Source organism: Streptomyces sp. NPDC002730 (assembly GCF_042888805.1).
GTDB lineage: Bacteria > Actinomycetota > Actinomycetes > Streptomycetales > Streptomycetaceae > Streptomyces.
In genome coordinates, this window is sequence record NZ_JBIAQG010000009.1 from 272,713 (window position 1) to 285,698 (window position 12,986).

The window sequence follows — 12,986 nt, forward strand, 5'->3', positions numbered from 1 at the left end:
GGAAACCACCTTTCCGTGCGGAGGGGGCCGGTCCGGACCCGATGGCTGTCGGGTTCCGGACCGGCCGGTGTGCTGCGGGAAGTACGGGTCAGGGATGACTGACGAGGTTGGCCACATTGGTCGAGGAGTTGGAAGGACCACCCCGGCCGTTGATCACATGGCGGATCGTTCCGGTGCCACCGAGCGAGACGGTCACCATGCTCTGGAAGCGCACATTCGGGTTGTCGGGTACTTCGAAGGCGTGCTCGGCGGTCACGCTCGGATTCGCGTTGAAGAAGCAGTAGCTTCCAAGCCCGAACGCCTGGTGGCTGGTGACCGAGTCGGCGACCTTGTACGCGGCATAGCCCTGGGTGGAGCCGTGCATCCAGGCGGCCTGGTTGGGCGGGTCGTACGGCATCTCGTTCTGGTAGAAGTACGTGCGCCCGCCGTTGCCGTTCCAGATCGTCTGGTGCTTCTGGTAGTGCTCCACGAACAGCCCGTACATGGTCACGTTGTCGCCGTTGACGACAAGTCCGGTGTCCGCCGTATTGGTGTTCCAGCCGATGCCGGTGCCGTGGTCACCGCGCCAGATCCACATATGGTCGCCAATGACGTTGTCGCTGTTGACCACCAGGCTGGTTGTCGCCTTGCCCACCGCGGCGCCGCCGACCCGGAAGAAGACGTCGTGCAGGGACGTCGGGTTGGCCGAGTGGCCGGCGGAGGAGCCGGCCGGGCCGACCTCCATCATGGTCTGCGAGTTGGTCGTACCGGCGTCGAAGAGGATGCCCGCGACCTTGACGCCGTCGACGTCCGCGACCGTCATGGCCGTGACGCCGTTGTCCGGGACGAAGGTGGCGAGGCCGAGGCCCAGGATCACGGTGTCGGGGCGGGTCACCCGCAGAGTCTGGTTCAGATGGTAGACGCCCGGGGTGACCAGCAGGTTCTTCCCCTCGGCCAGTGCGGCGTTGATCTGTGCGGCGGTCGCGCCGGCCTTCACGACGAAGAACTGGTCGATGCCGAGTGAGGCGCCGGCGGCGTTGCCGCCGGCCCATGTGGTGGCCGAGGAGTTGGCCCGCAGGGACGGTACGAACACCTTGTAGGCGCCGGCGTTGTCCACGTACAGGAAGGGCTTCTCGCGGACCGTCGGGCTCTGGTTCACGCTCGTGTAGGGCGGGCTGGGGAAGCTCGTCGCCGGGACGCCCTGGCTGCCGACGAAGACCATGTTCCAGTTGGCGCCGGTCCAGCTGCCGAGCTGGGAGTTGCGAGTCAGCCACTGCTGCTGCGTACCGGACCGCACCTGCCCGTCGATTTTGGTGTCGGCCATGAAGCCGCCGCTGGCCCAGCCGCCGTCGTCCAGCGCGAGATTGCCGCGGACGTGCATGCGCCGGTACGGAGCCGCCTGGGACACCGCCCACCGGTCGGTGCCGCCCGTCGGGTTCACCGAGAGGTTCTCGGCACCGCGCCAGAAGTTCTGGGTGGCGTTCTGCGGCGGGAACCAGTCGGCCTCGACATGCACCGCGCCGTTGATCGTCACCGAGTCGGGCGACTGGCCGAGGCCCAGAACCTGGGTGTAGAAGCCCACGTTGACGTCATTGCTGTAGGTGCCCGGCTTGAACATGACCGCATAGCGCTGGGAGCCGAACTGGTTGGTCTCCTGCTGCTGGAAGATCGAGTTGAGCCGGTTCTGGATGGTCGAGGACGGCATCGACGGGTCGAAGACGACCACGTTCGGACCGAGGTCGACGTCGTTGGGCGCGGTGGTGACGGGCGTGACCTGGAACCGCTGGGCCGCCGTGCCGTTGCAGGTGTACTGCACGAGCTGGACGCTGTCGGCCGTCGAGGCGGAGGGGACATCCAGGCACTTGCCGCTGTTGCGGTTGACGAAGTGGTACGCGCCGCCGCCCTCGTCCACGGCCTGCCACTGCTGGTTGTCGCCGCCGCCGTACGTCCACAGATGCACCGCGGCGTTGTCGGCGGTGGACACGTCGCTCACGTCTGCCACCTGGTTGGCGTCATTGCGGTTGTTGATCCGCACAAAGCCGTCGCTGGTTGCGGTGAAACTCCACTGCTGGGCTGTGGAGTTGTTGCAGGCGTACTGCTGGACGGCGGTGCCGTTCACGGTCGCGGCCGAGCGCGCGTCCAGGCACTTGCCGCTGCCGCTGTTCACCACGGTGGCCCAGCCGGAGGGCAGCGCGGCGGCAGTGGCGGCCGCCCGCAGCGGGGTGGCCGCCTGGGTGGTCGGGACGGCAGCCAGCACCGAACCGGCCGTGGCCACGACGATGAAAGCGGCTACGAGGGGACGTGTGGGGCGGGCGCGGGTGAAGCTGTGGCGACCCGCTCCGGGCGTTCGCTGCGATCTGAGCACGGTTTCTCCTGTGCCGATGAGCCGGTGGGACGGCTCGGTGAGGGGTTGGGATGGAGAGGTCAGGTCTGCCGGTGTACGGGGCTGTCGCTGGTGCTGATCCGCACATGGTCGACGACGAGTTGCTGGGGGAAGGCGGTGCTGCCGTCGGGGTCGCCGGGCCAGTAGCCACCGACCGCGAGGTTGAGGATCAGGAAGAACGGCTTGTTGAACACCCAGGTACGGCCGCCGAGATCGGCGGGCGTACGCCGCTGGTAGACCGTGCCGTCGACGGACCAGGTCACGGAGTCGGGAGACCAGTCGACGGCGAAGGTGTGGAAGGCGTCGGCGAAGATCTGGCCGCCCGGCAGCGTGTAGGCGGCGCCGATGCCGCCGGAGCCGGAGTAACCGGGGCCGTGGAGGGTGCCGTGGACGGTGGAGGGTTCGAAGCCGACGTTCTCCATGACGTCGATCTCGCCGGAGCCGGGCCAGCCGACCTGGCCGATGTCATGGCCCAGCATCCAGAAGGCCGGCCACATGCCCTGGCCGCGTGGCACCTTCAGCCTGGTCTCGACATGTCCGTACGCCCGGGTGAACCTGCCGGCGGTGTTCAGCCGGGCGGAGGTGTACTCACATCTGCCGTACCAGCACTGGTAGTTGCCCGGGTTCTCCCGGCGGGCGGTGATGACCAGATGGCCCTGCCCGTCGAGAGCGGCGTTGCGGTTGCCGGCCGTGTAGTACTGCCGTTCGTGGTTGTTGACGTTGTCGCCGGTCTCGATCTGCCATTTGGCGGCGTCGACGGCGGAGCCCGCGGGACCGTCGAAGTCGTCGGAGAACGGCACGGCTGCGGGCGCCGCGGCGGGCGTGGCTGCGGGCACTGCGGCGGGCCTGGCGGCGACCGCCGGCGCGGGTTCACCGTTCGCCAGGCCGGTGGTGAGCGACGCGAGGGCAAGAGCCGAAGAAACAGACAGCAACAAGCGCCGCGACAAGCGTGGGGAGTCCATGACTCTCCCTTCCGGTGCATGAAGAGGAAGGGGTCTGTCATGCATATGACAGACAAGGGCGCAAAGGGGATGTGCGGATGGGATGCGCCGACCGAGGTGGGGGGTACTTAGTTCACTACGTGATTTAAGAAGTGAACTAAGGGACTGTCAAGACCTTGGTATGGACCACGGACTTATTGCCTGCCCGACCGTCCTGACCAGGTCCGTGTCGTGGACAGCTCCGTCACCCCACGGCCCAGGTGCTTTACGATCTCGACGGGTGGCTCCCCGTTCTGTCCGCCACCCACCCGCTCCGTTGGAGGTCTGCTGTGTTGTGGTCGGTCGGTGCTCGTCGCACTCGCTCTACCCGCCGGGCCCGCGTCACCGTTGGTGCTGTCGCGGCCGGGATGTTCCTTGCCGTCGGCTGTTCCTCCGGCGGTGACGGCCCCGGTGAGGCGGCAGGCGGCGTCCCCGTGGTCGCGAAGGGCAAGCTGACCACCTGCACCCACCTGCCCTATCCGCCGTTCCAGTTCGAGCAGAACGGCAAGGTCGTCGGCTTTGACGTGGCCCTGATCGATCTGGTCGCCAAGAATTTGAAGGTCGAGCAGAAGATCCTCGACACACCGTTCGAGAACTTCAAGACCGGTGCCTTCCTCAACTCCGGCGAGTGCGATCTGGCCGCCGCCGGCATGACGATTACCCCTGAGCGCAAGAAGAACGTGGACTTCTCCGTCCCGTACTTCGACGCCACTCAGGCGCTGCTGGCGACGAAGAAGAGCGGAGTGACGTCGCTCGCCGACATCAAGGCCAAGCACAAGAAGCTCGGCGCCCAGGCGGAGACGACCGGCGAGAGCTACGCCAAGGACCAGGGTTTCGACCCGGTCGCGTTCGAGAGTTCGGACGCGGTGCTCAACGGACTGCGCACCGGCCAGGTCGACGCCGTCGTCATTGACTACCCGGTCGTCCAGGGCTGGCTGAAGGACAAGGCGAACGCGGCCGAGTTCGTCCTCGGTCAGAACATCGAGACCGGTGAGCAGTACGGCTTCTCGGTGAAGAAGGGCAACGCCAAGCTGCTGGCGGCGATCAACAAGGCGGTCACGGACGCCCGGGCCGACGGCACGTACGACAAGCTGTATCAGCAGTGGATCGGTCCGCTGCCCAAGGCCAAGTCGTGACCTCTCGGCTGACCCGGCGGCAGCGGCGCCGCGTCTGGCAGGGCGTCCAGTACGCGGTGTTCGTGGCGGTACTGGTCCTGATCGGCGTTCTGGCCGACTGGGACCGGCTGCAGAACCAGTTCGCGCAGAAGGACCTCGCCAAAGAGCTGTTCCCGGCCATCATCACCACGGCGCTGCGCAACACCGTGGTGTACACGCTCTCCGGATTCATCTTCGGCCTGGTGCTGGGCCTGATCATCGCGCTGATGCGGTTGTCGTCGGTGGCCCCGTACCGCTGGGTCGCGAGCATCTACATCGAGCTGTTCCGCGGCCTGCCCGCCCTGCTGATCTTCATCTTCGTCGGTGTGGCGGTGCCGCTGGCGTTCCCCGGAACGCAGATCCCCGGCGGTGTGTACGGGAAGGTCGCGCTCGGTCTTGGACTGGTGGCCGCGGCCTATATGGCAGAAACGATTCGGGCGGGTATCCAGGCCGTGCCCAAGGGGCAGATGGAGGCGGCCCGTTCGCTGGGCTTCTCCAGAGCCCGGGCGATGGTGTCGGTGATCATCCCGCAGGCGTTCCGGATCGTGATTCCACCGCTGACGAATGAGCTGGTACTGCTCTTCAAGGACTCGTCGCTGGTGCTGTTCCTCGGCGTGACGCTGGAGGAGCGCGAACTGACCAAATTCGGCCGCGATCTGGCGAGTCAGACCGCGAACTCGACGCCGATCCTGGTGGCGGGGTTGTGCTACCTGCTGGTGACGATTCCGCTGAGCTTCGTGGTACGCCGCCTCGAGGCTCGTGCCGAAAAGGCCAGGTGAGGACGAGATGTCACAGAAGGCGGAGACAGTGGAGAGCACGGGGGCCGGCGGGCCGGAGATCGAGATCCGGGGTCTGCACAAATCGTTCGGCGACAACGAAGTGCTGCGGGGCATCGACCTCGATATCGCGCGGGGCGAGGTGGTCTGTGTCATCGGGCCGTCCGGGTCGGGCAAGTCCACCCTGCTGCGCTGTGTGAATCTGCTCGAGGAACCCAGCGCGGGCCAGGTCTTCGTCGGCGGCACGGAAGTCACCGACCTCGACGTCGACATCGACGCGGTACGCCGCCGTATCGGCATGGTCTTCCAGCAGTTCAACCTCTTCCCGCATGTGAACGTGACCGAGAACCTCACGCTGCCGCAGCGTCGCGTACTGCGCCGGGACAAGGCGCGCGCGGCGAAGGTGGCGCGGGAGAACCTGGAACGTGTCGGGCTGTCCGACAAGGCCGACGCCTACCCCGCGCAGCTGTCCGGAGGACAGCAGCAGCGGGTGGCGATCGCGCGGGCGCTGGTCATGGACCCTGAGGTGATGCTTTTCGACGAGCCGACCTCGGCGCTCGATCCCGAGCTGGTGGGGGAGGTGCTGGCGGTGATGCGGCTGCTGGCCGGGGAGGGCATGACGATGATGGTCGTCACCCATGAGATGAGCTTCGCCCGGGAGGTTGCCGACCGGGTGGTGTTCATGGACGGCGGCGTGATCGTCGAACAGGGCCCGGCCGCGCAGGTGGTGGGCGCTCCGCAGCATGAGCGGACCAGGAACTTCCTGAACCGCATCCTGGACCCGGCCGCCACGGACCGGCCGGGCCCGGATACGACGCCGTCCGTCACGGACAAGGACAGGGACACGGAGTCCGGGGAGCCCGGCGCGGACCGGGACAGCTGACTGCATCGGGCTGAACCCGGGGTCTGCCCGGGTTCAGCGTGCACCCGGCCCGGGCGGCTCAGCCCGCCAGGAGCCGGGTGCGCAGTTGTTCGATCAGTTGGTCGTCGACGCCGAGGTGCCGGACGGCGTAGTCGTACACGGATCCGTACGTGGCGGACAGATCGGCCAGGAACAGCCGCATGATCTCTTCCGGCGCTCGTCCGTAGCCGGGCCACGTCAGGGTCCGCTCGGGGTGGGCGGCCCGCCAGTCGGCGATCAGCCGGTCCGTGGCCAGTTCCGTGAGCGCGAAGTCCGCGGCGATATCGTCCTCGGCCACCCCGACGAGGGCGAGGACCAGGGCGGCCAGCAGTCCCGTGCGGTCCTTGCCGGATGCGCAGTGGAACACCAGCGGGCCGCTGGTGTTCGACGCGATGACCTCGAGCGCCTGACGTAGCTCCTTGGCCCCGTCGAGTGCGACTTCCGCGTACCGGTCGGCGAGGAAGCGCCAGGGGTCGACGCCGGGGTCGATGGTCGCCTGGTCGTAGGGGCGGTGTTCCACGCTGAGGTTGACGTAGCTGAGCCCCTCGCGGTCGGGAACCCGGCCTCGTGCCTCGATCTCCCACGGGTAGCGCAGGTCGATCACGGTGCGCACCTCGAGAGCGAGGAATCGGTCGAGATCGGCGCCGTCGAGCTTGGCCAGGGAGTCGGACCGGTAGAGCCGGCCCCACCGCACGGTGTGGCCGTCCGCGGTGCCGTAGCCCCCCAGATCCCGGAAGTTGTGCAGCCGCTCGAACGCTATGTGTCTGATCATTCGCGCCACGGTACGGGCTGCCGACCTCTGGCGTAGCGTCGTTACGCCAATGGTAGCGTTGATAACGGATTGGTGTTAGCGTTGCTCTCGTCGGGGTGGAGAACGCCACCTCAGTCGGGACAGGGAGCAAAGGCCATGAGCGAGCAGTCCATCACTTCACGCCGGGTAGCGATCGTCACCGGCGGGTCCCGCGGCATCGGCCGGGAGAGCGCCGAGCGGCTGGTGTTCGACGGGTTCGCGGTCGTCATCAACTACGCGGGCAACCACACCGAGGCCGAGGCGACGGTAGCCGCCATCACCGCCGCCGGCGGGCAGGCGATCGCGTTCCGCGCCGACGTGGCCGACGAGGCCGCGGTGTCGGCACTCTTCGACGCCGCCGAGGACACCTACGGCGGAGTCGACGTGGTCGTGCACGCGGCCGGTGTCATGACACTCGCGCCGCTGGTCGACACCGACCTGGACGCCCTGGACCGTATGCACCGCACCAACATCCGCGGGACGTTCGTCGTCGACCAGCAGGCCGCACGCCGACTGCGCGGCGGCGGCGCGATCATCAACTTCTCCAGCTCCGTACTGGCCTTGGCCCTGCCCGGCTACAGCGCCTACGCCGCCACCAAGGGCGCGGTCGAGGCAATGACGCTGATCCTGGCCCGCGAGATGCGCGGACGGGACATCACCGTCAACGCCGTGGCCCCCGGGCCGACCGCGACCGCCCTGTTCCTGGACGGCAAGGACGAGCAGACCATCGCGAAGATGGCCGCCCAGGCACCGCTGGAACGCCTGGGCACCCCGCAGGACATCGCCGACGTCGTCGCCTTCCTCGCCGGCCCCGGCCGCTGGGTCAACGGCCAGGTCGTGCGGGCCAACGGCGGCATCGCCTGACCCCCGCCCCCACCGCCATCTCGCCAGCCTTTTCTGCTCAACAGACCGAGGAGTCACCTCATGGGCAAGACGATCGTCATTACGGGTGCCGGTTCCGGTTTCGGGGCCCTGGCCGCACGGGCGCTGGCCCGGGCCGGCCACACCGTCTACGCGGGGATGCGCAACACCGAGGGGCGCAACGCCGACCGTGTCACCGATGCCAGGACCTACGCCGCCGAGCACGACGTGGATCTCCGCACGGTCGAACTCGACGTGCTCTCCCAGGAGTCGGCCGACGCCGCTGTCAGCACCGTGGTGGACAAGGCCGGTTCACTGGACGTGATCATCCACAACGCCGGCCACATGGTCACCGGCCCCAGCGAGGCCTTCACGCCGACCGAACTCGCCGCCGTCTACGACACGAACGTGCTCGGCACCCAGCGCGTCAACCGGGCTGCCCTGCCCCACCTGCGCGCCCAGGAAAACGGGCTCGTGGTGTGGATCGGATCCACCTCCACCCGGGGCGGCACCCCGCCCTACCTCGCACCCTACTTCGCCGCCAAAGCCGCGATGGACTCCCTCGCAGTCTCCTACGCCGCAGAGCTGGCACGGTTCAACATCGAGACGACCATCATCGTTCCGGGCTCCTTCACCTCAGGCACCAACCACTTCGCCACCGGCGGCCACCCCGCCGAGCAGACCGTCATCCCCGACTACGAGGCCCGCTACGCCGGCCTGATGGACCAGGTCTCCAGCAGCCTGGCCGCCCTCGCGCCCGCCGACGCAGACGTCGCCCAGGTCGCCGACGCCATCGTCGAAGTCGTCGACACCCCGCACGGCACCCGTCCCTTCCGCGTCCACATCGACCCCGTGAACGACGGCTCCGAAGAGGTCAGCGACGTCGCCGACCGCATCCGCGCCCAGTTCCTCACCCGCATCGGGCTCCAGGACCTCCTCGCACCGACACACACCATGAGTCCTCGGTCCGCGTAGCAGCGCTACGCCGGCCTTGATAGCGTCCTGCCGATGAGCACCCGAGAACGCATCCTGGAAGTGGCGGCCGAGCTGGTCGCGCGGTCCGAGAACGGGGACGTCTCCACCCGGGCCGTGTGTGAGGCTGCGCGAGTGGGAGCCCCGGCGCTCTACCGGCACTTCGGGGACAAGGAAGGCCTGCTGTCGGCCGTCGTCGACTACGGCTTCGACAAGTACCTGGCGACGAAGCGGCAGCGCAGCCCCGGCACGGACCCCGTCGAGGACCTGCGCAACGGCTGGGACACCCATGTGGACTTCGCCCTGCAGAACCCGAACCTGTACCGGCTGATGAATTCCCCCGCCATGCGCACACCACCGGCCGCGGCGCTGGAGTCCCACCAGATCCTCACGAGGGACCTGGAACGCGTCGCAGCCCAGGGCAAGCTCCGCCTCGCCCCCGAACTGGCCGCCCAGATCGTCATGTCGGCCAACGTCGGCGTCGCCCTCATGCTCGTATCCCGCCCTTCGACGTTCACCGACAAGAGCACCTCGCGGCGCGTACGGGACGCTGTGCACGCCGCCGTCTTCACCCCGGACGTGTCCGGCCCCGACGCCACCCCGAGCGCGTCGGACGCGGGCGTCGGCGGAGACGAAGCACAGCTCCCGGCCGCGGCGGCCCGGCTGGGCGCCCTCCTCCGCCGGTCGCCCGTCCCGGCGCTCAGTACCGCCGAGACGGCACTGATGGCCGAATGGCTGGACCGCCTGTCGAACACCCCCCACAACCCCTGACGGCAGCGCGCCCCTGCGGCTTGAGCAGCGGTGGCAGGTCCGCGTCCGGACCCGCCACCGCTGGTCTCCGGGGGGCTACTGACCGCTGTCCGCCGCCTCGTCACCGCTCCCGCTCCCGTACTCCGGCTCGGGTACGGCCGAGGACTCACTGCCCAGCGCCTGTTCGGTGTAGAGGTTCCAGATTCTGGCGGGGTGGCCGTCCCCGATGTGCCGCAGCTTGACCTGCTTCGTCGTCTTGGCGTCCTCGCCGAAGAGGGCGACCGTGGTGACGAGGTCGGGGGTGGCACCGATGTACCACTCGGCCTTCCTGTCGTCGGTGGGACCCGAGGCCGCTGTCACGATCTGCTTGGTCCTGCCCGCCACCTCCGGCCCGACGCCGCCGCGCCGACCGATGCCACGGATGGGCGAGAAGGCGAGGTCGGAGATGACCAGCTCTGCGGTCCCGGGGTCGATTGCCTGGCCGCCCACCGCGCCCGGCAGCGAGGTGCGCTCCTCGCCGCGCTGCGCCGACTTCACGATCGACGGCGTGACCTTCTTGCCCTGGTGGTGGAGGGAGGCGTAGACACCGGCCATTTCCAGTGGGCTGACGCCCATCAGTCCCAGCTCCGTGGCGCGCGGTGCCGTGAAGCCGCCGGCGTCCGGTGCGATGCCGAGGTCTGCGGCGGTCTGCCTGATCTGTTTGAGGCCGCTCTCACCCTGATTCTGCCTCTTGGCCTCCATCACCGCGGCGTAGGCAATCGGTTCGAAGGTGGCGCCGGCCTGGTAGTCGGAGCGGGTCGCGTTGCTCAGGTAGTGCTTCATGTAGTCGCGGCCGCCGTAGAGCGCCACGATGCGGCCGGTCCGCGGATCCACCGAAACCGCTCCGGCCTGCCGGTCCGGGTCCTGCGCCGGTGCGCCGGACGGCGCCTGCTGGCCGCTGTCGCTGTTGCTGTCTCCCGACCGGACCGCCTGTTCCAGTGCCCGCTGTTTGTCCGGTTCGATGTTGAGAGTGATCCGCCAGCCGCCGCCCGCCAGTTCCTGTTCGCTGATGCCCGAGGCCGTCAGTTCCCGCCGGGCGGCGTCCACCAGATAGCCGGCCTGCCCGGACAGTCCCGCGCCGGGCTGGGGGGCCAGCGGCACGGGAAAGCGCATCCGCTGCCGCTCGTTCTTGTCCAGCCAGCCCTCGCCGACCATGTTGTCGAGCACATAGCCCCAGCGCTGCTGGACCAGCCGTTTGGCCTCGGGGGCGGCGATGGCCCAGTCGTACTGGCTGGGTGCCTGCAGCAGCGCGGCGAGGTAGGCGCCCTGCTCGACAGTGAGGTCCTCGACCTCCTTGCCGTAGTAGGCGCGGGCCGCGGCCTGGATGCCGTAGGCGAGCCGGCCGTAGTAGCTGCTGTTCAGATATCCGGCGAGGATGTCGTCCTTGGTGTTGCTCCGGTCGACCTTCAGGGAGATGACCAGTTCCTTCAACTTGCGGGTGACGGTCTGTTCCTGGCTGAGGTAGTAGTTCTTGACGTACTGTTGCGTGATGGTCGATCCGCCCTGTGTGCCCTGTCCCGTCAGCGTGTTGACGATGCCGCGGGCGGTGCCGGTCAGCGAGATGCCGGAGTCGCTGTAGAAGTCCTTGTTCTCGGCCGCGACGAACGCGTATCGCACATCCTTCGGCACTCGGTCGAGCGGAACCGTCTCCCGGTTGATCTCCCCGGTCCGGGCGAGACGGGAGCCGTCGCTGTACAGAAAGACGTTGCTCTGCGCCTTCGCCAGATCGTTGGCCCGGGGGATGTCGATGGCGACGTAGAGAACGGTGAACGCGCCGGTCACCAGGGCGCACAGGACGATCACACCGGCGAGTGCCTTGCGCCAGCTGACGAACCGGCGAAAGCCCGTCCGCTTCCCGGGCCTTCGCGACCGCACGGACTTCCTGCGCCCGCGCCGCCCGCCGTTCCGGTCGCCGGTCTTCGCCGGTTCTCTCAGCGCGTCGTCCGTATCGGCCTCGCGGGCCGCACCGGCCCAGCTCGCTGTCAGCTGATCCGCGGTCCGGTCGGGACTGTGCCTGATACGCATGGGCGCCATCCTCGACGCCGAAGATCTTTGTCAACCGAAAGGAAGACATCGGCTGGGACACGGAGTTGTATCAGCTGTGTATCGGCCCCGGACCGCCGGCCGGTTGGGTATCCGTCTCCGTCTCCGGCCCGCACGCGGTGTCGGGGCCGGGGCCGGGGAGGTGGAGTACAGCGACGGCACCGCCGGCAGGTGCGTTGGTGAACTTCAAGGTGGCGCCGATGACTTCGGCCTGGCCGAGCGCGATGGTCAGCCCCAGCCCGTGACCGGTGCCGCGGGCGCGCGCTCCGGTGCGGAAGCGCTGCGGCCCGTCTCTGAGCATGGTGTCCGGATAGCCGGGGCCACGGTCCTCGACGGTCACGGTGCGGCCGTCCGCGGTGACCGTGACGGTGACCGGAGGACGCCCGTGCCGGTGCGCGTTGACGATCAGATTGGTGAGAATGCGCTCCAGCCGGCGCGCGTCGGTCCAGACTTTCGCCTCCCCACCCGCCGCGGACGGCCCCTCCGTAAGAAGGTGTACGGACAGGCCGGCGCGGGCGACGATCTCCTCGACGAGGGCTCCGACCGGGCAGCGGGACAGATCCGCCTGTTCCGCTCCGGCGTCCAGCCGGGAGATCTCCAGCAGTTCCTCGACCAGCGCGGCCAGTACTCGTACACGGTCGCGTACATAGCCGGCCGCCTCCCCCTCGGGGAGCAGTTCGGCTGCGGTGACCAGGCCCATGAGCGGGGTGCGCAGTTCATGGGCGACGTCGGCGGTGAAACGCTGCTCACCGCGCAGCCGTTCCTGCAGAGCGGCGGCCATCGTGTCCACGGCGGCGGAAATCTCGGCGATCTCGTCGCGCGGGTGGGTTGCGGCGCGGATCCGGGCATCGAGATCTCCGGCCGCGATACGCCGGGCGGTGCCGGCGGCGGTGCGCAACCGGCGGCTCATCCGTCCGGCGGTCAGTACGCTGAGCGGCAGCACCACCGCGGTGGTGATCACACTGGCCCAGGCGATGCTGGTATCGAGGGCGCGGATGTCCCGCATGGTGGTGCTCATATCGACGCGGACGGACAGCACCCGGCCACCTGCCGGACGGGCAGCCCACATTGCGGGCCTTTCCTCTGCGGTGGTGAACTCCGTTCCCTGCCGGCCTTTCGCCACCAGCCCCCGCAAGTCGCCGGGCAGGCCCGGCGCGTCGAGTGCGGCACCCGTGCCCTGCACCGCGCCCGTGCGGGCGTAGGTGACGGCCGCCCGGTCGAGGGTCGTACGGGCGCTGTCGCGGGCCTGCGACAGTTCACGGTCGCGCGAGGCGTGGTGGACCAGCACGCCGACGGCTGCGGCGACAGCGCAGATGGCCACGGCGACCAGGGCGGCGATCCGCCATCTCAGTGCCATC

At 68.7% G+C, this 12,986-nt stretch carries 11 protein-coding genes; 6 read left to right on the forward strand and 5 right to left on the reverse strand.

Annotation, left to right across the window (positions count from 1 at the left end; all coding sequences use genetic code 11):
- Nucleotides 1-88: 88 nt before the first annotated feature.
- Both ACFYXH_RS23930 and ACFYXH_RS23935 read right to left on the reverse strand, forming a co-directional pair.
- Nucleotides 89-2,236, reverse strand: a complete 2,148-nt coding sequence (locus ACFYXH_RS23930) for an RICIN domain-containing protein (protein ID WP_389566801.1) — start codon at nt 2,234-2,236, stop codon at nt 89-91.
- A gap of 167 nt (nt 2,237-2,403) precedes the next feature.
- Nucleotides 2,404-3,324: a family 16 glycosylhydrolase gene (locus ACFYXH_RS23935; RefSeq protein WP_389566372.1), complete on the reverse strand. Its 921-nt coding sequence runs from the start codon at nt 3,322-3,324 to the stop codon at nt 2,404-2,406.
- 386 nt (nt 3,325-3,710) lie between these two features.
- On the opposite strand from ACFYXH_RS23935, the gene ACFYXH_RS23940 reads away from it, so the two are divergent.
- From ACFYXH_RS23940 to ACFYXH_RS23950, 3 genes are read left to right on the forward strand one after another with little or no spacing between them, the layout of a single operon-like run.
- Nucleotides 3,711-4,478, forward strand: a complete 768-nt coding sequence (locus ACFYXH_RS23940) for an ABC transporter substrate-binding protein (protein ID WP_362683903.1) — start codon at nt 3,711-3,713, stop codon at nt 4,476-4,478.
- Nucleotides 4,445-5,275, forward strand: coding sequence for an amino acid ABC transporter permease (locus ACFYXH_RS23945; RefSeq protein ID WP_389566374.1), 831 nt, complete (start codon nt 4,445-4,447; stop codon nt 5,273-5,275). Before ACFYXH_RS23940 ends, ACFYXH_RS23945 begins: the two co-directional genes overlap by 34 nt.
- Nucleotides 5,276-5,282: 7 nt before the next feature.
- Nucleotides 5,283-6,155: an amino acid ABC transporter ATP-binding protein gene (locus tag ACFYXH_RS23950; RefSeq protein WP_389566376.1), complete on the forward strand. Its 873-nt coding sequence runs from the start codon at nt 5,283-5,285 to the stop codon at nt 6,153-6,155.
- 58 nt (nt 6,156-6,213) lie between these two features.
- Here ACFYXH_RS23950 and ACFYXH_RS23955 read toward each other — a convergent pair whose 3' ends face one another.
- Entirely contained in the window at nt 6,214-6,945 is a 732-nt protein-coding gene (locus ACFYXH_RS23955; protein ID WP_389566378.1) for a tyrosine-protein phosphatase, read from the reverse strand.
- Nucleotides 6,946-7,080: 135 nt separating this feature from the next.
- Here ACFYXH_RS23955 and ACFYXH_RS23960 point away from each other — a divergent pair, with 135 nt between their 5' ends.
- The 3 genes from ACFYXH_RS23960 to ACFYXH_RS23970 are packed head-to-tail and all read left to right on the forward strand — an operon-like array spanning nt 7,081 to nt 9,567.
- Nucleotides 7,081-7,827: an SDR family oxidoreductase gene (locus ACFYXH_RS23960; RefSeq protein ID WP_389566381.1), complete on the forward strand. Its 747-nt coding sequence runs from the start codon at nt 7,081-7,083 to the stop codon at nt 7,825-7,827.
- Between the two features lie 60 nt (nt 7,828-7,887).
- Nucleotides 7,888-8,799: an SDR family oxidoreductase gene (locus ACFYXH_RS23965; protein ID WP_389566384.1), complete on the forward strand. Its 912-nt coding sequence runs from the start codon at nt 7,888-7,890 to the stop codon at nt 8,797-8,799.
- Between the two features lie 33 nt (nt 8,800-8,832).
- Complete coding sequence (locus ACFYXH_RS23970) at nt 8,833-9,567, forward strand: TetR/AcrR family transcriptional regulator (protein WP_389566387.1); 735 nt, start codon at nt 8,833-8,835, stop codon at nt 9,565-9,567.
- Nucleotides 9,568-9,642: 75 nt separating this feature from the next.
- Here ACFYXH_RS23970 and ACFYXH_RS23975 read toward each other — a convergent pair whose 3' ends face one another.
- A complete protein-coding gene (locus tag ACFYXH_RS23975) occupies nt 9,643-11,610 on the reverse strand; it encodes a transglycosylase domain-containing protein (RefSeq protein ID WP_389566390.1) in 1,968 nt (655 codons plus the stop codon).
- 70 nt (nt 11,611-11,680) lie between these two features.
- Nucleotides 11,681-12,985 (reverse strand): sensor histidine kinase, encoded by a 1,305-nt coding sequence (locus ACFYXH_RS23980; RefSeq protein ID WP_389566393.1) that lies wholly within the window; start codon nt 12,983-12,985, stop codon nt 11,681-11,683.
- Nucleotide 12,986: the final 1 nt, after the last annotated feature.